The sequence below is a fragment of the Curtobacterium sp. Leaf261 genome (assembly GCF_001422205.1).
GTDB lineage: Bacteria > Actinomycetota > Actinomycetes > Actinomycetales > Microbacteriaceae > Curtobacterium.
The window spans coordinates 90,350-110,378 of the sequence record NZ_LMMJ01000014.1; the positions used below are offsets into that span (position 1 = coordinate 90,350).

Annotated in this window: 18 protein-coding genes; 8 read left to right on the forward strand and 10 right to left on the reverse strand. The window is 70.8% G+C overall.

Annotated elements, in window-relative coordinates; all coding sequences use genetic code 11:
• Positions 1–71: 71 nt before the first annotated feature.
• The 6 genes from ASF23_RS17495 to ASF23_RS17520 are packed head-to-tail and all read right to left on the reverse strand — an operon-like array spanning position 72 to position 6,249.
• On the reverse strand, positions 72–959 hold the full coding sequence (locus ASF23_RS17495) for a phosphogluconate dehydrogenase C-terminal domain-containing protein (protein ID WP_055956826.1): 888 nt from the start codon (positions 957–959) through the stop codon (positions 72–74).
• On the reverse strand, positions 956–1,795 hold the full coding sequence (locus ASF23_RS17500) for a sugar phosphate isomerase/epimerase family protein (protein ID WP_156364612.1): 840 nt from the start codon (positions 1,793–1,795) through the stop codon (positions 956–958). Before ASF23_RS17500 ends, ASF23_RS17495 begins: the two co-directional genes overlap by 4 nt.
• A complete protein-coding gene (locus ASF23_RS17505) occupies positions 1,792–2,601 on the reverse strand; it encodes a triose-phosphate isomerase family protein (RefSeq protein WP_055956829.1) in 810 nt (269 codons plus the stop codon). Before ASF23_RS17505 ends, ASF23_RS17500 begins: the two co-directional genes overlap by 4 nt.
• Complete coding sequence (locus tag ASF23_RS17510; protein WP_055956832.1) at positions 2,601–3,092, reverse strand: ribose-5-phosphate isomerase; 492 nt, start codon at positions 3,090–3,092, stop codon at positions 2,601–2,603. The genes ASF23_RS17505 and ASF23_RS17510 overlap by 1 nt, the downstream gene beginning before the upstream one ends.
• A complete protein-coding gene (locus ASF23_RS17515) occupies positions 3,089–4,855 on the reverse strand; it encodes a dihydroxyacetone kinase family protein (RefSeq protein WP_055956834.1) in 1,767 nt (588 codons plus the stop codon). Before ASF23_RS17515 ends, ASF23_RS17510 begins: the two co-directional genes overlap by 4 nt.
• Positions 4,852–6,249, reverse strand: a complete 1,398-nt coding sequence (locus ASF23_RS17520) for an MFS transporter (RefSeq protein WP_055956836.1) — start codon at positions 6,247–6,249, stop codon at positions 4,852–4,854. Before ASF23_RS17520 ends, ASF23_RS17515 begins: the two co-directional genes overlap by 4 nt.
• 159 nt (positions 6,250–6,408) lie before the next feature.
• Here ASF23_RS17520 and ASF23_RS17525 point away from each other — a divergent pair, with 159 nt between their 5' ends.
• Positions 6,409–7,158, forward strand: coding sequence for a FadR/GntR family transcriptional regulator (locus tag ASF23_RS17525; RefSeq protein ID WP_055956906.1), 750 nt, complete (start codon positions 6,409–6,411; stop codon positions 7,156–7,158).
• 141 nt (positions 7,159–7,299) lie between these two features.
• Here ASF23_RS17525 and ASF23_RS17530 read toward each other — a convergent pair whose 3' ends face one another.
• Entirely contained in the window at positions 7,300–8,943 is a 1,644-nt protein-coding gene (locus tag ASF23_RS17530) for a hypothetical protein (protein ID WP_055956839.1), read from the reverse strand.
• 31 nt (positions 8,944–8,974) lie between these two features.
• Positions 8,975–9,736, reverse strand: coding sequence for an SDR family NAD(P)-dependent oxidoreductase (locus ASF23_RS17535; RefSeq protein ID WP_055956842.1), 762 nt, complete (start codon positions 9,734–9,736; stop codon positions 8,975–8,977).
• Positions 9,737–9,999: 263 nt separating this feature from the next.
• Between ASF23_RS17535 and ASF23_RS18490 the strand changes: the two genes are divergently transcribed.
• The 6 genes from ASF23_RS18490 to ASF23_RS17565 all read left to right on the forward strand — a co-directional run bounded on the left by ASF23_RS18490 (position 10,000) and on the right by ASF23_RS17565 (position 16,678).
• Positions 10,000–10,389, forward strand: a complete 390-nt coding sequence (locus ASF23_RS18490) for a Dabb family protein (RefSeq protein WP_055956846.1) — start codon at positions 10,000–10,002, stop codon at positions 10,387–10,389.
• 119 nt (positions 10,390–10,508) lie between these two features.
• Positions 10,509–11,807, forward strand: a complete 1,299-nt coding sequence (locus ASF23_RS17545; RefSeq protein WP_055956849.1) for an ABC transporter substrate-binding protein — start codon at positions 10,509–10,511, stop codon at positions 11,805–11,807.
• Positions 11,804–12,706, forward strand: coding sequence for a carbohydrate ABC transporter permease (locus tag ASF23_RS17550; protein ID WP_055956851.1), 903 nt, complete (start codon positions 11,804–11,806; stop codon positions 12,704–12,706). Before ASF23_RS17545 ends, ASF23_RS17550 begins: the two co-directional genes overlap by 4 nt.
• A 134-nt stretch (positions 12,707–12,840) precedes the next feature.
• Positions 12,841–13,641 carry a carbohydrate ABC transporter permease gene (locus ASF23_RS17555; protein ID WP_442855043.1) on the forward strand — a complete coding sequence of 267 codons (801 nt, stop codon included), beginning with the start codon at positions 12,841–12,843 and terminating at the stop codon, positions 13,639–13,641.
• A 66-nt stretch (positions 13,642–13,707) separates the two neighbouring features.
• The gene (locus ASF23_RS17560) at positions 13,708–16,296 is read left to right on the forward strand and encodes a glycoside hydrolase family 31 protein (protein ID WP_055956853.1); all 2,589 of its coding nucleotides are present in this window, start codon (positions 13,708–13,710) and stop codon (positions 16,294–16,296) included.
• Between the two features lie 13 nt (positions 16,297–16,309).
• A complete protein-coding gene (locus ASF23_RS17565) occupies positions 16,310–16,678 on the forward strand; it encodes a GNAT family N-acetyltransferase (RefSeq protein WP_055956855.1) in 369 nt (122 codons plus the stop codon).
• Between the two features lie 11 nt (positions 16,679–16,689).
• On the opposite strand, the gene ASF23_RS17570 is transcribed toward ASF23_RS17565, so the two are convergent.
• On the reverse strand, positions 16,690–17,544 hold the full coding sequence (locus ASF23_RS17570) for a Fic family protein (RefSeq protein WP_200919401.1): 855 nt from the start codon (positions 17,542–17,544) through the stop codon (positions 16,690–16,692).
• Positions 17,541–18,302 carry a helix-turn-helix domain-containing protein gene (locus ASF23_RS17575; protein ID WP_082474294.1) on the reverse strand — a complete coding sequence of 254 codons (762 nt, stop codon included), beginning with the start codon at positions 18,300–18,302 and terminating at the stop codon, positions 17,541–17,543. Before ASF23_RS17575 ends, ASF23_RS17570 begins: the two co-directional genes overlap by 4 nt.
• Before the next feature lie 229 nt (positions 18,303–18,531).
• Here ASF23_RS17575 and ASF23_RS17580 point away from each other — a divergent pair, with 229 nt between their 5' ends.
• A complete protein-coding gene (locus tag ASF23_RS17580; protein WP_055956861.1) occupies positions 18,532–19,902 on the forward strand; it encodes a ricin-type beta-trefoil lectin domain protein in 1,371 nt (456 codons plus the stop codon).
• Positions 19,903–20,029: the final 127 nt, after the last annotated feature.

Genomic DNA, 20,029 nt, shown 5'->3' on the forward strand with positions numbered 1-20,029 from the left:
CGCCCACCGAACGGACTGGAGGGACGGTGCCAGCTGGCACCGTCCCTCCAGTCCGGATCCGGGCCGCGCTGTCAGCGCTTGACGGCGTCGATCTTGAGCATCTTCGCGATGACGCCGTCGAGCTCGGCGTCGTCGAAGATCTCCTTCCAGGTGGGCTTGATGATCTTGTCGCGGCCGTAGCCCATGGCGATGTGGCACGCGTCCGAGAACGGGTTCGAGCCGCGAAGGCCGTTCGTCAGCGCGATCCAGGTGTGGCCGTAGAGCATCGCGCGGGCGGCCTCGCGGGGCACGCCGACACCGTTCACGGTCTCCTCGAGCGCCTCGTTGAGGAAGTCGCCGATCATGCACGCGATCGTCTCGACGAGGGTCGGCTCGAGCACGGCGAGCTGCTTCACGGTGACCCAGTGCACGGCGATCACCGGTGCGTAGATCGTCGCGATGACCTTCTCGGCGATGTCGCGGACCTCGTCGGAGGCGTCCTCGAGCGCGGCGATGACCTCCTGCGGCGCAGCGATCCCGCCGAAGGTGTCGTCCCACTCGGCCTTGGTCGTGCGCTCGAGGAACACCGACGGGTGGCAAGGGTGCGCGACGGCGTAGTGGATGTCCTCGCGGGCGGCGAGGAGGCCGGCGTACGCGGCGGCCGGGTCGAGCGTCAGGATGATCGCGCCGGACTTCATGACCGGGACGACCTCCTCGGAGACCTTGCCGAGGATGACGTCCGGCACGGCGAGGATCACGACGTCGGCCTGGGCGGCTGCGTCGACGGTGTCGGTGAGCGTGCGGCCGAGGGCCTCGATGCGCTCGCGGCCGGCGGGGGACGCCTCGGAGTACAGCGTCGTGTAGGCGCTCTGCGCGAGGTTGTTCGAGACGCGGGTGCCCATCTTGCCGCCGGCGCCGATCACGGCGACGGTGAGCTCGGCGGTGCCGGACTGCGCGGAGGTGGTGATGGTGTCGGTCATGACTGGGTGCTCCTGAGGTACTCGAGGGTGGATCGGACCCATGCCGCTTCGGTGCGGATGGTGGTCTGTGCGGCGGCAGCGGCAGCGCTGGCGGTGTCGGTGGCGGGCTCCTGCCATGGCAGCCAGAACTCGATCACCTGGTTGATGTCCCTGGCGTCGGGATCGAGCGCGGCCCGGATCCCGGCATGGTCGAGCCGCCCGGTGCCGATCGGGACGCCGGTGTACTGGAACCCGACCCAGCCGGGGGACCGGGTGAAGTCGAAGTCCTTGACGTGCCAGTTCTTCGTGAACGGGGCGCATCGGGCGACGACGTCGGCGGGGAGCTCGAGGTTCGCGACGGTGTTCGCGGGGTCGAGGCAGATGCCGAGTGCGGGGGAGTCGATCGTCTCGACGAGCCGGACGAGCTCGGTCGTGGCGACCTGCTCGTACGTCTCGAGCGCGAGCGTGACCCCGGCCGCCTCGTACGCGGGGAGTGCTGCCCGGAGCCGTCGTTCGCTCTCCGCGGCGTCCGGTCGGTCGTCCCCGCTCGTCCACATCGAGCGCACGAGGGTCGCCCCGAGCGCGCTCGCGACGTGCAGGTACCGGGCGAGGTGGTCCGGTGCCGTGCCGCGGGTGCCGACCTCGAGCACGATGCCGAGCTCGTCCGCGAGCGCACGGATCGCGCTGAGCCGGTCGTCGTCGGCGGTGTCGAGCGGCAGGTGGTCGCAGATCTGCACGAGGGTCACGTCGTGTGCGGCCGCGTCGCGGAGGACGTCGTCGAGTGACATCGGCGACGGCACCCGGTCCGACATCCGCCAGAAGTAGGCGTACGTGCTGAGGCCGATCACGCTCGTCACGGGGCGACCTCTGGTGCTGCGGCTTCGCCGAGTGCTGCGGCCTCGTCGAGGATCGTCCGGATCGCCGCAGGGTCGTGCGCGAAGCGGCCGAGGAACAGCCCGCGGATCCCGCCGGCACCCCGCGTGAGGAGCCCTGGGCCCGCGCTGCCGCCGTAGATCACCCGGCTGCCGGCGAGCTCCGGCCTGGCCGCGACGTGCGCAGCGATGCCGGCGAGCACATCGACGATGAACGCATCCGGTGCGGGCTCGGGCGCGCCGATCGCCCAGACCGGCTCGTACGCCACGACGACGGGACCTGCGATCCCGGCGGCGACGGCGCCGTCGACGGACCGGTCGAGCTGCCCGGTCACGTCCGCGATGGCATCCGCACTGGAGGCACGGCTCGGCTCACCGACGCAGATCAGGGGCGTCAGGTGGTTGCGGAACGCGGCCTGCACCTTGTCGGCGACGACGCGGTCGTCCTCGCCGAACAGGGACCGGCGCTCTGCATGGCCGATCTCCACGAGGTCGCAGCCGATCTCGTGGAGCTCGGCCCCGGAGACCTCGCCGGTGAACGCACCCTCGTCCGCGGTCGCGAGGTCCTGCGCCCCGAGGTGCACGCGGGTCCCCGCGAGCACCTCGTGCACGGGGACGAGTGACGGGAACGTCGGGGCGACGAACAGGTCGACGGCGCCGGAGGTCACCGCGGGGTGCTCCCGGGCGATGTCGGCGACGGCGCGGGCCCACGCGATCGTCCGGGCGTGGCCGAAGTACATCTTCAGCGACACCCCGACGGTCAGCGCGGGTGCGCTCGTGGCGGTGAGCATCAGGCGTCGGCGTCCGTTCCCACCGGGGCGGATCCGTCGTACGCGCAGATGGCCTGGACCTTCTCGGCCGAGGCGCTCGACGTGTCGAACGTGTAGCCGAGCCACTCCTTGGCCATGCGCCGTGCGACCTCGACGCCGACGACGCGCTGGCCCATGCAGAGCACCTGCGCGTCGTTCGAGAGCACCGAGCGCTCGACGGAGAAGGAGTCGTGCGCGGTGACGGCGCGGATCCCGGGGACCTTGTTCGCCGCGATCGCAACGCCGAGTCCGGTGCCGCAGATCAGGATCGCGCGGTCGGCGTCCCCGGCGGCGACCATCCGTGCGGCGTCGACGGCGACGTGCGGGTAGGCGGTGTGCCCGTCCGCGTCGACCCCGACGTCGACGACGCTCACGACGCGGGGGTCCTGCTCGAGGTCCCGCTTGATGATCTCCTTGTAGTCGAATCCGGCGTCGTCCGATCCGACGACGATGCGGTAGCTGGGCTCGGTCATGATGCGGTCCCTCCGGTGGCGGTGTTCTTCGTTGCGGTGTCCGCGGCTCCGTCGAACAGCGCTCTGCGGACGGCATCGGTGATGAGTGCGAACGAGATCGCCCCGGCGTCCGGGGTCCCGACCGCGTGCTCGGCGTGGGTGCGGGCGCGGCCCATCTTCGGCAGCAGCCCGGCGGTGTCGTCGGCCGCGGTCCGGGCTGCCTCGGACGCGGTCGTCCACGCGGTCGCCAGGTCGTCGCCGGCGTCGATCCGCGCCGCGAGGGTGGTGTCGAAGGGCACGAGCGCATCGACCATGGTCTTGTCCCCGACCGTCGCGCCGAAGGCCAGCACGGCGTCGGACGCCGCGTGCACGGCCTGCGCGACGTCCGCCGCCGACGGACGGGACTCGTCCCCGACCACGCGACCGAGGGCCTCCAGTGCGGCACCCCAGATCGCTCCGGACGTGCCGCCCGCGCGGTCGGACCATGCGTCTCCGGCGATCGCGACGGTGCTGCCGGCACCGGCGCCCCGCGCGACGGCCGAGCGGGCTGCGTCGTCCGCGGCGTGCGAGCCGCGCTGCATGCCGATGCCGTGGTCGCCGTCACCCGCGACGGCGTCGATGTCGCCGAGACGGTCGACGTTCCCGTCGACGACCCGTCGGATCGCGCTGATCGCGTCGGCCATCCGCACCGCGGACGTTCGCGACTCGTCGGTGGCGTCCGGGATCGGTGCCTCGAGCTCCGCGGCGAGGGTCTGGTCGTCGACCGGGGTCGTCGTGATCGCGCCGCCCTTGCGGTACGCGGGGGAGTCGGCGGGGGCGGCCCAGAGTTCCTCGAGCTCGGCGTCCGGCCAGAAGAGCGTCAGCGAGACACCGGCCATGTCGAACGAGGTGACGAGCTCGCCGACCTCGGGCTCGACGACCACGGCACCGGCCTCGTCGAGCAGGCGCTGGACGGTCGCGTAGACGACGAACAGCTCCTCGTACTTGACCGAGCCGAGGCCGTTGAGGATCGGGACGACGTGCGCGCCGTCGACGGACACACCCTCGGGGAGCTCGTCGAGCAGCCGGCCGACGAGGAGTTCGGCGAGACCGGCGGCCGTCGGCACGTCGGACTCGTCGATGCCGCGCTCGCCGTGGATGCCCATGCCGATCGCCATGCGGCCCTCGGGGACGGTGAAGAGCGGCTCGTCGGCACCGGGGAGCGAGCAGCCGGAGAACGCGACGCCGAAGCTCCGGGTGCGGTCGTTGGCGCGCTCGGCGATCGCGGTGACCTCGTCGAGGCTCTGCCCGCGCTCGGCCGCCGCGCCCGCGACCTTGAACACGGTGAGGTCACCGGCGATACCGCGACGTTTGTGCGCCTCGGCGGCCGGGGCGGACGCGATGTCGTCGGTGACGCGGACGGTGCGGACCTCGATGTCGTCGGCCTCGAGCGCACGCTGGGCGGCGTCGAAGTTCAGGACGTCGCCGGCGTAGTTGCCGTACGACAGCAGCACACCGCCGCCGTGGTCACTCGCCCGCGCCACGGCCGCGACCTGCTGTGCGGAGGGGCTGGCGAACAGGTTGCCCATCGCGGCGCCCGCGGCGAGCCCGGGGCCGACCAGGCCGCCGAACGCGGGGTAGTGGCCGGAGCCGCCGCCGATCACGAGCGCGACGGTGCCGTCGGGGCTCGTCGTCGAGCGGGCGACGCCGCCGTGGACCTTCCGCACCCAGTGGCGGTTGGCCGCGACGAAGCCGTCGACCATCTCGTCGGCGAAGTCTGCAGGGTCGTTGAACAATCGGGTCATGCGCCGATCTCCGTTCGGTTCGTGGTGTCGTCAGCGGAGATCGTACGGGCGACGCCGGGTTCCGGGTCGTCCTTCCGACCGCGGGCGACGAGCACCATGAGCACCGAGGACAGCACCATGAAGAACCCGACGATCATCATCGGCACCTGGTAGCCACCGGTCGCGTCGGCGACGGCACCCGTGATGTACGGTGCGGCGAACCCGGCGAGGTTCCCGAGGGTGTTGATCAGGGCGACGCCCGCAGCAGCGGCGGCACCGGTGAGGAACCGGGTCGGCACCGTCCAGAAGTTCGGCAGGGCCGCGAAGATCGACATCGCGACGATGGCGATGACGGCGATCGTCGCCGCGGGGCTCTGCATGTAGAGCGCGAACGGGACCGCGATGCCACCGACGAGCGCGGGGACGGCGATGTGCCAGGTCCGCACGCCGCGGCGGAACGCGTCACGTGACCAGAAGTACAGCGCGATCGCGGCGGGCACGTACGGGATCGCCGTGATGAGGCCCTTCTGGAACAGGTCGAACTCCGTCCCGAACTGCTCCTGGAAGCCGTCGATGATCGTCGGCAGGAAGAACGACAGCGCGTAGAGGCCGTAGATGAACCCGAAGTAGACGAAGCTCAGCATCCAGACGCGGCCGGACCCGAACGCGGCACGGAGTCCGCCCTTGGCGCCGTCGGCACCGAGCTTGCCCTTGTTCTCCTGCGCGAGCGAGGTCTCGAGCCACTGCTTCTCGTCGGCGTCGAGCCACGACACCTGCGACGGGCGGTCCTTGAGCACGAAGAGGCAGAGGATGCCGACGAGGATCGCCGGGATCGAGACGCACAGGAACATGAAGCGCCAGCCCTCGAGGCCGCCGAGGATGCCCTCGTGGGTCATCAGCCAGCCGGCGAGCGGGGAGCCGATGACGCTCGTGAGCGGCTGCGCGAGGTAGAAGAAGGCGAGCATCTTGCCGCGGTGCCGGGCCGGGACCCACGTCGACAGGAACAGGATCGCGCCGGGGAAGAACCCGGCCTCGGCGATGCCGAGCAGGAAGCGGAGCCCGACGAGCTGCGGGTAGTTCTGCACCCACGTGAACAGCAGCGAGACGATGCCCCACGTGATCATGATCCGGGCCAGCCAGATCCGGGCGCCGAAGCGGTGCAGGGCGAGGTTCGACGGGACCTCGAGCAGGATGTAGCCGATGAAGAAGACGCCCGAGGCGAAGCCGAACTGGGCGGCGGTCAGGCCGAGGTCGGACTCGAGGCCGTTCGGGGCAGCGAACGAGATCGCCGTGCGGTCGAGGAAGTTGATGAAGAACATCAGGGCCACGAACGGCACGATGCGGAGCGAGATCTTGCGGATCGTCGACTTCTCGATGAGCGAGGTCGGGATGCCTCGGGTGGCGGGGATGTCCACGGTGACTCCTGCGGTTGAACGTCGTTGGTCGGACGCGCCGACGGGACGACGCGCATCCCAGTGTGCGGCGTGGTGACCAGGTTGTCAACCGGTTGACCAATCGTCGCAGGCACCGCCGCGTCAGGGGGCATCGTGCAGCACCCCCGGTACGCTCTCGACATGCCCGCGTTCAGCGAGAACGACCCCCTGAACATCCGGCTGGAACTCGAGACGGTGCCAGCGGGGTCTCCGGCGTCCCTCGTCGCGCGGCAGCTCGTCGAACTGCTCACCGGCGGCGAACTCGCCCCCGGGTCACGGCTGCCGTCCGAGCGCATCCTCGCCGAACAGCTCGGCGTCGGCCGGTCCGCCGTCCGCGAGGCCCTGGCCGCCCTCGAGATCCTCGGCATCGTGCAGATCCGCCCCGGGTCCGGCACGTACCTCCGAGGTGGGACGTCCGAGCTCCTCCCGACGACGCTCTCGTGGGGGCTGATGCTCGCCGCGAACCGGACCCGTGAACTCCTCGAGGTGCGATCGGCGCTGGAGCGGAGTGCTGTTCGCCTGGCCGCCGAACGTGCCACGGACACCGAGCTCGCGCGTCTCGGTGAGTACCTCGAGCGTCAGGCCGACAACCTCGACGACGCTGACGCGTTCATCGACGCCGACGTCCGGTTCCACGTCCAGATCGCCCGGATCGCCGGCAACGAGGTCCTCGCCGACCTGCTGCAGAGCCTCCGATCGATGCTCGGTGTGTGGGCGGACCGCGGCGTGCGGACCTGGGCTGCCTCGGCGGTCGCGTACGAGGAACACCGACGCGTGTACGACGCGATGCTCCGACGGGAACCGGCCGCCGCGGAGGCCGAGATGCACGAGCACATGGACAGCGCGAGCGCGCGGATCCTGGCGACCGAGCAGGAGCGCGCGGCCGGCTGACGCCGCGATCGGACGGGAGGCACGGCACCGGTCGCACATGTCGGCGTCCGTCCCGAGACGGGGCGCGTCCGCAGCCGTCGGCAGCAGTCGGAAGCCGTCCGCAGCCGTCCGCAGCCGTCCGCAGCCGTCGGGACCGGCGGCTCAGGAGACGAGCGACACCCAGCGCTCACCGACCGGGGTGAGGTGGCCGTCCGCACCGACGAGCCCCCGCGGACCGGTCGCTTCGAACCAGCTCGCGCCGAGGACGCCCGGCACCGCGAGCGCCTCGACGCTCCGGACGAACCACGCCGCCGCAGCCTCGGTGGCGTTCATCGTGTCGACACCCCGCTCGGCCTCGACCACGGACCCCGGGGAGGGCGTCGTCGCGACGGCGTTGAACCGTCGCCGCAGGGTCACCGGGCCGACGACGACCGGGATGCCGTCTGCGAGCATCACCGCATCACGGGCGACGAGGGTCTGCATCGCCAGGCTCTCCTCGACGTGCTCCGGGTCGGTCGCGTGCATCGTCGGCGTGATGCTGAACGCCACGAGGTCCGCGTCCCGAGGGAGCCGCTTGATCGTCCGGTTCAGCTCGGTGAAGTGTGCCCGGGTCCCGGCGACGAGGGGCAGCGGCACGGCACGACCGTCGGTGTCGGCACGGCCGTCGGTGTCGGCACGGCCGTCTCGCCACCGTCGGAGTGCGTCCCAGATCGGCCGCTCGGTGGCGTGGGTGACCGGGTCGAAGACGCCGACGCGGGCCAGGCGCAACCGGTCCGCGGCGAGGAGTCCCGCGTACAGCTCCTCGGCGTCCGCGGCGACGATGCGCAGGTCGACCGGGACTCCGAGCGCGTCCGCCTCGAGAGCCGCACGGTCGACGATCGTCGACCACGAGGAACGGTCCGCCGTCAGCTCGACGAGCAGCGGCCCGGCGTTCGCGACCCGCGGAGGCAACGGCCCGTCGACGTGGCGGCCGCTCGACGTCCCGATCTGGAGCGAGGACACCACCGCCGACCCGGGCGCCGATCCGGGCGCCGACGGTACGGAAGCCGACCCGGGCGTCGACGGTACCGAAGCCGACCCGGGCGCCGATGCGCGAGCAGCCGGACCCGACCGCGCTGTGACGGTGACCGGCGCGTCGGGCGTGATCCGATCCTCCCGTCCGACCGTGATCCGCACCGCCTGCCGGACGGTCTCCGACGGCTCGACGCGGTACGGGAACGGCAGCGCCAGCGGCCGCCCGTAGGTCTTGAAGGAGGCGTCCGTCCAGTTCCGCTGGTCCTCCATCTCGAACACGTCGCCATCGAGTGCGATCCCGACGTCCAGCCCGTCGATCGCGTACCCGAGCGCACGGATGTCGGCGGCCGGCTGGTGTGGCGCGATGTGCTCCGGGAACCTCGTCGCGTCGGCGGAACCGTCCGGGTGCGCCACCGTGAGCGCCGAGCCGGCGAGCATCGGCGGGTGCAGCACGACGATCCCGAGCCGGTTCGTCGTGAGGGGCCGGAGCGGCCGGATCTCTGCCGTCACCGTGCACGCGGCGTCGAGCCGCACCGAGACGGTCGCGTCCGCCAGGGGTGTCCCGTCGTCGTCGAGCACCTCGATCTGGAGGCCCACGCTCACGCCGTCCGCGTCCGGCACCACCGTGGGCGGTGCGGTCCGGTGCGGCCACGTGTTCCAGTCCGCGTCACGTCCGACGACGCGGACCGCGCGGACGACCTCGACACCGTCGAATGCGATGTGCCCGACCTCGCCGAGTGAGAGTGCCACGCGCCACGAGCCGTGCTCGACGACGGTGCGTTCCGCGGTCATGCGTGCGATGCGGTCATCGGGTGCGGGCCGCTCAGAGGCTCGTCATGCCGCCGTCGACGACGAACTGCGCGCCGGTGGCGTAGCTCGACTCGTCGCTGGCCAGGTAGACCATGATCCCGGTGACGTCCTCGGGGGTGCCGGGGCGGCCGAGCGGTGTCCGGCTGACGATCCCGGCGCGTGCATCGGCGTCGCCGGAGATGCTCGTGACGAGGGCGGTCTCGGTGTACCCGGGCACGACGGTGTTCACCCGGATGCCGTCGTGGGCGTACGCCATGGCGGTCGAGCGGACGAGGGAGTGGATGCCGCCCTTCGTGGAGCTGTAGGCCGCGAACTCCGAGCCCTCGCCGTTGAGACCCGTCGGGCTCCCGGTGCAGATGATCGAGCCGCCGGATGCGCCCGAGGCGGCCAGCATCGCGCGGACGGCGTGCTTGACGGTCAGGAAGGTCCCGGTCAGGTTGATCCCGACCGTCCGGTTCCACGTCTCGAGGTCGACGTCGGCGACCTTGGCGTCGTGGCCGAACAGCTGGACGCCCGCGTTGGCGACGACCACGTCCGGGGCTGCTCCCTGCGCTGCAGCCTCCGCGAACGCCGCTTCGACGCTCTGCTCGTCCGCGATGTCCATCGTGATCGCGATCCCACCGGTCGCCGCGGCGGCCTCGTCGACCGCGGCACGGTCCCGGTCGGTGTAGACGACGGTGGCGCCCTCGGCGACGAACCGGTCGGCGATCGCCCGCCCGATCCCGGACCCCGCCCCGGTCACGAGTGCGGTCTTGCCGGTCAGTCGTCCAGTCACGTTGAGCTCCTCGGTCTCGCCGCCCCGCGCTGGGCAGCCTCGGGGACCATCGTGGCCTACCGGCGCCGAGAATGCAGGATCCCGGGGTGCCCGCCGGTCCGGGTGTCCGGCCGTCCGGGCCGACCCGCACCTACCCGGACCTACCCGGACCGAGAATGCAGGATCCCGGGGTGTCCGGGTGTCGGGACTGCTGCTTCGTGCATGCTCGTCGGTCCCGCTCGGCTGGCCGGACCGGGGGAGCGTCGGCGTGGCAGGCTGCTGGCATGTCCGACGACGAGGGGACCAGCATGTCCGGAGTGACGCACGTGGTCCTGGTGCAGTGGCAGGACGGGGTCGATCGCTCGGCCGAGGCCGATGCGCTGTCCCAGGAGCACCTGCCGCGGATCGAGGGCGTGCGCTCCGTCGTCTCCGGGCCGAGCGTCAGCACGGAGGGGCTCGAGGCGGAGTTCGACTGGATGCTCGTCGTCCGCTTCCGCGATCGCGCTGCACTGGCGGGCTACCTCCCGCACCCCGAGCACCGTCCCGTGGCGGACTTCATCGGCGCAGGGAACGAGCGCGTGGTCGTCTTCGACGTCGACGAGCACGTCGACGATGACGTCGACGAGGACGTCGACGAGGACTCGCGCGCCGGCACCGGCACCCCTGGTTCCTGAACGGGCCCGGCGCGGGCTGAGCGGCCCGGAATCGCGACCCATCATCCTGACGCGGGTTTGACTCGGATTTTACAGCGCTGTAAATTAACGTTACCAATCGCGATCGAAGGAGATGCCGCGTGAGCTCGCCCACCCACCGGAGCACCGCACTCAGCCGACGGACGTTCCTCGTCGGGTCGACCGCACTCGCCGCACTCGGCCTCGCCGGGTGCGCGACCGCCCCGCAGCAGGCCGCTGCCGGTGCGGGCACGACGATCCGCTTCTACGAGCAGAAGCAGGAGGTCATCGCGTACTTCGACAAGCTGCTCCGGCAGTACGAGAAGGCGAACCCCGGCATCTCCGTCATCCACGACACGACGACCGCGATCGCGCCGCAGTTCGTCCGCGGTGAGCCCGCCGACGTCGGCTGCTTCAACGACAACCTGGAACTCGCGCGGTACATCTCGCGCGGGGTGCTCTCCGACCTGTCCGACCTGCCGTCCGCGGACTCCGTCCGGACCGACATCCGGGCGCTGACGAACCAGTACGCCACCTACCCCGGCCGGACGAGCGTGCTGCCGTACTCGCTCGCGGCGGCCGGTGTGATCTACAACAAGAAGATCTTCGCCGACCAGGGCCTGCCCGTCCCGACGACCTGGTCCGAGTTCGTCGACGTGTGCACCGCGCTCAAGAAGGCCGACATCACGCCGATCTACGCCACCGACCGGGACACCTGGACGCTCTGGCAGGGCTTCTTCGACTACTCCGTCGGCAGCCTCGTCGATCCCGCGCCGTTCTTCCGGAAGATGAAGGAGATCGGTGCCGACGTCGGTCCCGACTCCGAGGTGTCGTTCCAGAAGACCCTCGCGGAGCCGATGGAACGCGCGAAGACCATCGCGACGTTCTTCAACCCCGACCACGCCGTCCGCTCGTACGCCGACGGCAACCTGGCGTTCGGCAAGGGCAGAGCCGCCATGTACTTCCAGGGGCCGTGGGCGCTCAGCCAGATCGCGCTCATCGACGAGGACCTGGACATCGGGACGTTCGCGCTCCCGGTCACCGAGGACCCGAAGGACCGGAAGGCCCGCGTGAACATCGACCTCGGGCTGTACATCCCTACCGCTTCGGAACACCGCTCAGAGGCGGAGGACCTCGTCGAGTTCCTCATGCAGCCGGACGTCATCGACGGCTACAACCGCGACAACCTCGCCTACTCGACCCGGAAGAACGCGCCGCCGCAGTCGGATCCGCGCGTCGCGGGCCTACAGCCGTACGTGGACGACGCCGCCTTCTACCAGGGCACCGGCACCTTCATCCCGACGTCGATCCCGCTCGGCAACTACCTGCAGTCGGCGACGCGGAGCGGGAACTTCGACGGCATGCTCCAGAAACTCGACGCCGACTGGCGCCGTCTGGCCGGAAGGAACGCGACCGTATGACCTCCACCGCATCGAGGACCCGCGCGCCGCGGAGGCGTCACGGCAAGCTCGAGCCGCTCTACTACGTCTTCCTCATCCCGGCACTCGTCCTGTTCACCGGGTTCGTGGTCGTGCCCGCCGTGATCGGCATCTTCTACAGCTTCACGGACTACCTCGGCTACGGCGCCTGGTCGTTCCTCGGCCTCAAGAACTACACGACCCTCTTCACGGACCCGAACATCCTGCAGTCCTACGGGTTCACGCTCGGGTTCGCGGTGGTGACCGTGATCATCGCCCAGGTGATCGCCCTCGCGCTCGCCGTCGCCCTGACCCGACGGATCCGGTTCGCGGCACCGCTCCGGAGCATCTTCGTCATCCCGATGGTGATCTCCGGCATCGTCGTCGCCTACGTGTTCAGCTTCCTGTTCTCGAACACGCTCCCCGCGCTCGCGACGAGCGTCGGGTTCGGGCCGCTCGAACAGAGCATCCTCGGGAACCCCGACCTCGCCTGGCTCTCGATCGTGATCGTGTCCGCATGGCAGACGATCCCCGGTGCGCTCCTCGTCTACACGGCGGGGCTCACCTCGATCCCCGGTGACCTGTACGAGGCGAGCGCACTCGACGGCGCCTCGAGCTGGAAGCAGTTCCGCTCGATCACGATGCCCCTGATCGCGGGCTTCATCGTGATCAACACCGTGCTCGGCGTCAAGGGCTACCTCGGCGCGTACGACGTCATCGTCGGTCTGACCGGCGGTGGCCCAGGGACCTCGACGTCGAGCGTCGCGATGACCATCTTCAGCGGGTTCACCGGCGGCGACTACGCGTACCAGATGGCGAACGCGACGATCTTCTTCATCGTCACGATCCTCATCTCCGTCATCCAACTCATCGCGACCCGCGGAAGGGCGGTCCGACTGTGACCTCCGTCAACCTCACCGAGCAGGGACTGGTCGAACGTCAGGCCGCCGAGCAGCGTGCCGACGGCGGGACACCGCCGCGCGGCCCCCGCGCGCCCCGGAGTCGCCGCGGTCGCCTCGGCCGGACGAACTGGCCGCTGACGATCCTGCTCATCCTGGCGTCGCTCACGGTCCTCGCCCCGCTCTACGTCACCCTGTCGATGGCGTTCAAGACGAGCGCGCAGTCCGTCGACGGCAACGCGTTCTCGCTGCCGGCGCCGTTCAACCCGCAGAGCTTCGTCGACGCGTGGCAGCTCACGCGCTTCCCGGTGTCGTTCAGCCTCTCGCTCGCGTCGGCCGCCCTGGCAGTCGTGCTGACCCTGTTCCTCAGCTCGCTCGCGGCCTACGCGATCGCCCGCAACTGGGACCGCAAGCTCTTCCGCTGGTCGCTGTTCTACCTGCTCGCCGCGCTGTTCCTGCCGTTCCCGGTCGTCGCGCTCCCGCAGATCCAGCTCACCGCGATGCTCGGCCTCGACAGCCCCGTCGGCGTCGGCATCCTGCACGCCATGTTCCAACTGTCGTTCAGCGTGCTGCTCTACTCGGCGTACCTCCGCTCGATCCCGATCGAACTCGAGGAGAGCGCCCGCATCGACGGCGCGAACACCTGGCAGATCTTCTGGCGGATCGTCCTGCCGCTCCTCGGGCCGATGAACGCCACGGTCGGGATCTTCGCCTTCCTCGCCTCGTGGAACGACTTCATGCTGCCGTCGCTCATCACGGCCGATCCGTCGCTGCAGACGCTCCCGGTCGTGCAGAACATCTTCCAGAGCCAGTTCGGCACGAACTACAACGTGGCGTTCGCGTCCTACCTCATGGCGATGGCGCCGACGATCGTCGTGTACCTCTTCGCGCAGCGCTGGGTGATCAGCGGTGTGACGCAGGGCGCGATCAAGTCCTGATCCCCGGCACCCGAACCACACCCGCGAGAACGACCAGACAGCACGACCACGAGCACCAGGAGTCGCATGTCCAGCACGCCCGCCATCCGTCCCCTCCCCGGAACCGCACCGCGCGCCCGTCAGGACCAGCAGGTCCTCGGGGACGGCTGGCGGATCACCGTCCTGACCGAGGGGCTGTTCCGCATCGAGCGGTGGAGCGTGGACGCCGGTGCAGCCACGGACGCCCGTGTAGCCACGGACGCCCGTGTAGCCGCGGACGCAGACGCCGGTGCAGCGCCGGGCGTCGGCCTGGAGGATCGTGCCTCGTCCTTCGCGATCCGTCGCGACCTGCCCGCGGTCCCGTTCACGACCGAGCGGGTCGGTTCCGGCGTGGTCGTCACGACCGATCGCGCCCGCGTCCGGTACGACGGCGGCCCACTCACCGCGAACGGCTTCGTCGTCGAGACCATCGGCCGGGACGCGCAGCGTTGGCGGTACGGCGAGCCCACCCACGACCTCGGCGGCACGGCACGGACGCTCGACGACGTCGACGGTCGCACCGAGCTCGAGCCGGGCGTCGTCGCGGCGGACGGCATCACCGTGATCGACGACTCCGAGTCGTTCCTGTTCGAGGACGACGGCTGGCTCGGCGAGCGGCGCTCCGGCGGCACCGACCTCTACGTGTTCGCCTACGGACGCGACCACGAGGCGGCGGTGCGCGCCGTGTACACGGTGTCCGGGCCTCCCATGCGTCTCCCGCGGTGGGCACTCGGCAACTGGTGGTCGCGGTACCACCCGTACAGCAGCGAGTCGTACCTGGCGCTGATGGACCGGTTCCGCGAGGAACGGCTGCCGTTCTCGGTCGCCGTGATCGACATGGACTGGCACCGTGTCGACTCGGTCCCGGCGGAGTACGGCAGCGGCTGGACCGGGTACTCGTGGGAGCCGTCGCTGTTCCCGGACCCCGCGGCGTTCCTCGGTGCACTGCACGAACGTGGCATGCGGACCACCCTGAACCTGCACCCGGCCGACGGGGTCCGCGCCTTCGAGGACCGGTACCCCGAGATGGCCCGCGCCGTCGGCATCGACCCGTCCTCCGGCGACGCGGTGCCGTTCCGCGCGGCCGACCGGACGTTCCTCGAGGCGTACTTCCGCGAGCTCCACCACCCGCTCGAGGAACAGGGCGTCGACTTCTGGTGGATCGACTGGCAGCAGGGGAGCACGTCGGACATCGCCGGCGTCGACCCGCTCTGGGTCCTCAACCACTTCCACCACCTGGACGCCGCACGCGACGGCGGACCCGGCATGACGTTCTCGCGGTACGCCGGACCCGGCAGCCACCGGTACGCCGTCGGGTTCTCCGGGGACGCCGTGGTGTCGTGGGACTCGCTCGCGTTCCAGCCCGAGTTCACCGCGGCGGCCGCGAACATCGGGTACGGCTGGTGGAGCCACGACATCGGGGGTCACACCCGGGGCGTCCACGATGACGAGCTCGCGACCCGGTGGGTGCAGTTCGGGGTGTTCTCGCCGATCATGCGGCTGCACTCGGCGAACAACCCGTTCATCCGCAAGGAGCCGTGGGTGTTCCCCGCCGAGCACCGGTCCGCGATGGACGAGGCCCTCCGCCTGCGCCACCGGATGGTCCCGTACCTGCACACGATGAACCACCGGGCGACGGAGGACGGCATCCCGCTCGTCCGGCCGATGTACCACCGGTGGTCGCGCGACCGCGAGGCGTACGGGGTGCCGAACGAGTACGAGTTCGGCTCGGAGCTCGTCGTGGCACCGATCACCGCGCCGCGCGATCCGGCCTCCCGACGGGGGAGCGTCCGGGTCTGGCTGCCGGCGGGCACCTGGACCGATGTGTTCACCGGCACGGTGTACCTCGGCGGCCGGTCCGTCAGCATGCACCGGACGATCGACTCCGTGCCGGTGCTGCTCCGCGCGGGTGGGATGCTGCCGCTCGACGCCACGTCGGAGCTCGACGCGACGGTGAACCCGGGTGCGCTCGAGGTCCTCGTCGCGCCGGCGGCGGACGGCACGTTCGTGCTCGTCGAGGACGCCGAGGACGCTCCTGCTGGTGCCGCCTCGTCCGGTCCGGCAGATGGTTCTGCCGCGTCCGGTCCGGCAGCTGGTGCTGCCGCGTCCGGTCCGGCAGCTGGTGCCGGAGTCGACCGGGAGGCACGGGTCGACTCCGCCACGCCCGCTCCGGTCGACGGGACCGTCCGCTCCGCACGGACCGAGCTCTCGTGGGACGCATCCCGCGGTGCGTTCCGCATCGCCCCGGCCTCGGGCGCGGTCGAGGCTGCCCCGGCGACGCGCACGTGGACGATCGTGTTCCTCGCGGCGCTCCCGTCCGGCCCGGTGACGGTCGACGGCTCCGCGGTGTCCGTCGCCGGCGGGGACGGCCGGTGGAGCGTCTCGGCCCCCGTGGCTCGCGGGGCCGGAGCCGTCGTGCAGGTCGGTCCGCTCGAGGTCGGGGTCGATCCGCTGTCCGCGATGCAGACCGTCCTCGAGGAGGCCCAGATGGGCAACCCCGAGAAGCTCGAGGCGTGGGAGGTGCTGACGAGCGGTCGGACGACGACCGAGCGGCTGGCGGAGCTCGGCGCGGTCGCGATGCCCGAGTCGGTGCGCGCTGCCCTCGTGGAGCTCCTCGGTTCGGTCGACGCCGCCTGACCCGGCGCCCTTCTTGTCGGCACACCGCAGGCCCGAGGACGTCATCGTCGCGACTGACGGGACGTCGATCGTCGGGTACGTCCACCTCGCGCGGCACGTCCCCATCGCGAAGAACGACCACGTGCTGCACTTGAACGCCCTCGCCGTCGCGCCGAGCCATCGCGGACAGGGCCTCAGTCACCGTCTCGTCCATGCTGCGATCGAAGAGGCACGGCGCCGAGGGGTCCGCAAACTCGGGCTCCGCGCACTGTCGACGAACAGCGTCGCGGTCGCGCTCTACCGCCAGCACGGCTTCGAGGTCGAGGGACGGCTCCGCGAGGAGTTCCGGCAGGCCGACGGCACCTGGGCCGACGACCTCTGGATGGCTCGCTTCCTCGACTGACGACCGCGTGGCTACCGGACCGCGCAGTCGGCGATGAACGCCATGATCGGCGTGGCGTCGTCGTCGGCGAACAGCGTGTCGAGCGCCTGGTTGAACTCGAACGCGCGGGCGAACGGGATGCTCACCGCGTCGTACGCCTCGGACATCAGCAGTCCGGTCATCATCAGTCGGGCGGTCCGCTTGTTGCCGTCGAAGTAGTACTGCGCTCGTGTCGCCGACGCGAAGTACGCCAGGGCTCGTTCCCGCGGGTCCTCGAGCGACGCCAGGTACTCGACGGAGTTCGAGAACCTGGCCGGGAGTTCGTCCTGCGGAACGCCCGTCACGAATCCGCCGGAGGCCAGCTGGACCGTCCCGCCACCGCCGACGCTGCCCTCGCCGCGGAACGCTCCGGACTCGATGGCTTCGTGGACGGCAACGCGTCCGTGCAGGTCGTCGGAGACCTCCTTGTCGAGCAGGAACCTCCCCTCGCCGACGAGTTCGTCGAGCTGTGAGTACCCGCCGACGAGCGCGAGCACCTGTCGTTCGTCCTCGATCGGACGGCCGCCGACGGTGACGCCGTCCAGGAGCGTCCGGACCTCGGGCAGGGTGAAGGTGTTGCCCTCGAGCGCGGCAGCGTTCCAGACGAGGTCGGGGAGGGATGCCTCGAACCGCTGGCGGGCACGCGTGACGGTCGAACGCCCGATGCGGTCGAGCGCCACCATCTCGGGGTCCCATCGGACGCCCGTCGCAGCGAGCATCTCGTCGGACGAGGTCGACGTGGTCGGTCGTCCGCTCCCCACGGGGCCGCCGACACCGCGCGGGCGGCCGGGACGCCTGACGTACTGGCCTCCACTGCCCGCGGCCGCAGGTCGGGGCGCGTCGCTCATGCGTCGCCCCGAGCTCGGCCGGCGTCACGGAAGTGGTCGAGTGCCGCATCGCGGACGGAGCCACCGAGGCCCACCGCGTCGATGTGGGCCTGGAGCGGAGCGACGAGTCGCACGTCCTCGATCTCGACAGCCCCGGCGAACACGGACGGGTGGGCCGGCACGACGACGAGGTCGAAGTGGTCGACGCGCCCGATGCTGAACGTGTCACCGAGCAGCTGCGCGAACCCCCGCGCATCGGGAGCCCACACGATGCTCGGACCCGTCGTGTCCACCCCGAGCGCGTCGAGAGCAGCCCAGCCGGACAGGGCCCAGTCGCCGCCCGACGCTCGACCCGCGGACACGATGCGGTCGACCCGCCAGGACTCTCCGCGGAGGTGCACTGCACCGTCGCGATGGTGCGGAGCGGACGCTCGTCCCGCCTCGTCGACCACCGCGGCGTCCGCCCCCGCCTCCGTCGAGGTGTAGCGGCGGAGACGCTCGCGCCAGCCCTCGGCGTCATCGGTCCACTCGAGGATGAACGGGTCTCCGAGGATCGATCGGGCAGCGACCGCTGCGAGTGGATCGCTCAGGGTGGTCAGCGCCGCATCGATGTCCACACCAACGGCCGCAGCGAGATCCCGGAGGTCGTCGACGCGTGGGGACGTCCCGGCGAGCATCCGGTAGAGCGTCGGCCTGCTGATGCCGGAGCGCGTGGCGAGTTCAGCGGTGCTCATCGGCGTCGCCCGGCGGACAGCTTCCACGAGATGATCGATCTGCATCGTATGACTGTATCAGGAGTGAGACGAGTACAAACGAGTTCTCAATGATGAGACAGGGACTCGGGGACGACAGGTGTCGGTCGTTCTGCCGACTTGGCAACACCCGTCGGCGGGCGGAGAGTGGCGAGTACCCGAACCGACGACGCTGTCGCCGGGTACACACCGGAACGACTGCCGCTCCCGCCCGAGGCCACCCATCCCGGACGTGACGGCGTGAAAGCAGGCAACGATGCCTCGACACATCAGCACCTCCCACCCGCGCTCCGCGGTCCGCCGCGCAGCCTCGGCCGCACTGACGCTCCTCGCCGTCGCCGCCCTCCCGCTCGCGGCCGCGGTCGCCGTCCCGCACGCCGCCCACGCCGCGGTCCCCTCGGCGCCGCCGGGGTTCTCGCTGACCTGGAGCGACGACTTCACGGGCTCGTCCGGCTCCGGGATCGACCAGAGCCAGTGGAAGTACGACACCGGACCCGGCAGCAGCTTCGGCACCGGTGAGATCGAGACCATGACGAGCGGCACGTCGAACGTGTACCGCGACGGCCAGGGGCACCTCGTGCTGCAGGCGTTGCACTCCGGCTCCGACCCGTCGAGCGGCTGGACCTCCGGCCGCGTCGAGACCCAGGCCGCCACGTTCGGGGCGGCACCCGGCGGAGTGGTCCGGATGGAGTCCGTGCTCCAGCAGCCGAACGTGACGACGGCGAACGGTGCCGGGTACTGGCCGGCGTTCTGGATGCTCGGCGCACCCCTGCGGTCCGGTGTCTCGTGGCCGGGGGCGGGCGAGATCGACGTGATGGAGGACATCAACGGCCGCAGCTCGGACTTCAGCACGATCCACTGCGGGGTGAACCCCGGCGGCCCGTGCAACGAGTCGACGGGTATCGGATCGGGTGAGCGCGCATGCTCCGGCTGCCAGACCGGGTTCCACGACTACGCCGTCGAGATCGACCGTTCGACGTCGCCGGAGCAGGTCCGCTTCTACCTCGACGGCTCGAACTTCTTCACGATCAGCGCGAACCAGGTGGACGCGACGACGTGGACGAACGCCATCGACCACCCGTTCTTCATCATCTACGACCTGGCGATCGGCGGCGGGTTCCCGAACGCGTTCGGCGGCGGTCCGAACGCGGCGACGGTCTCCGGCGGCAAGCTCGTGATCGACTCCGTGGCGGTCTACAACAAGGGTGCGTCTTCGGGGTCCGGCGGGTCCGGCGGCTCGGTCTCCGGGTCCACCATCGCGGCTCCTGGCGGCAAGTGCGTCGACGTCGCAGGGGACGACAACGGCGGTGACGGCACGGCCGTGCAGCTCTGGGACTGCCTGGCGAACGCGAAGGACCAGCACTGGACCCGCAGCGGCCAGACCCTGCAGACCCTCGGGCGGTGCCTCGACATCGCCGGCGGTTCGAGCGCGGCCGGCACGAAGCTGCAGCTCGCGAACTGCAACGGCGGCGGATACCAGAACTGGACGTCGCAGTCCGACGGATCGCTCCGGAACCCGACGTCCGGTCGGTGCATCGACGCGCCCTCCGGCGCAACGGCGAACGGCACGCGCCTGCAGATCTGGGACTGCAACGGGACGGCCGCGCAGCAGTTCAGGCTGTCTTGACCAGCTGACGGACCTGACCAGACGACGGACGGGAGGGACGGCGCGGCCTGGCACCGTCCCTCCCGTCCGGACGACAGACGCGCGGTCGTACGACGGCGCGTCTGTCGTCCTTGCGTGCACCTCGCGA

Excerpts from the sequence above, each read along its gene's own strand:
- ASF23_RS17495 (WP_055956826.1), bottom strand. The coding sequence starts at position 959 with ATGACCGACACCATCACCACCTCCGCGCAGTCCGGCACCGCCGAGCTC.
- ASF23_RS17505 (WP_055956829.1), bottom strand. The coding sequence starts at position 2,601 with ATGCTCACCGCCACGAGCGCACCCGCGCTGACCGTCGGGGTGTCGCTG.
- ASF23_RS17510 (WP_055956832.1), bottom strand. The coding sequence starts at position 3,092 with ATGACCGAGCCCAGCTACCGCATCGTCGTCGGATCGGACGACGCCGGA.
- ASF23_RS17515 (WP_055956834.1), bottom strand. The coding sequence starts at position 4,855 with ATGACCCGATTGTTCAACGACCCTGCAGACTTCGCCGACGAGATGGTC.
- ASF23_RS17525 (WP_055956906.1), top strand. The coding sequence starts at position 6,409 with ATGCCCGCGTTCAGCGAGAACGACCCCCTGAACATCCGGCTGGAACTC.
- ASF23_RS17530 (WP_055956839.1), bottom strand. The coding sequence starts at position 8,943 with ATGACCGCGGAACGCACCGTCGTCGAGCACGGCTCGTGGCGCGTGGCA.
- ASF23_RS18490 (WP_055956846.1), top strand. The coding sequence starts at position 10,000 with ATGTCCGACGACGAGGGGACCAGCATGTCCGGAGTGACGCACGTGGTC.
- ASF23_RS17550 (WP_055956851.1), top strand. The coding sequence starts at position 11,804 with ATGACCTCCACCGCATCGAGGACCCGCGCGCCGCGGAGGCGTCACGGC.
- ASF23_RS17560 (WP_055956853.1), top strand. The coding sequence starts at position 13,708 with ATGTCCAGCACGCCCGCCATCCGTCCCCTCCCCGGAACCGCACCGCGC.
- ASF23_RS17570 (WP_200919401.1), bottom strand. The coding sequence starts at position 17,544 with ATGAGCGACGCGCCCCGACCTGCGGCCGCGGGCAGTGGAGGCCAGTAC.
- ASF23_RS17575 (WP_082474294.1), bottom strand. The coding sequence starts at position 18,302 with ATGCAGATCGATCATCTCGTGGAAGCTGTCCGCCGGGCGACGCCGATG.
- ASF23_RS17580 (WP_055956861.1), top strand. The coding sequence starts at position 18,532 with ATGCCTCGACACATCAGCACCTCCCACCCGCGCTCCGCGGTCCGCCGC.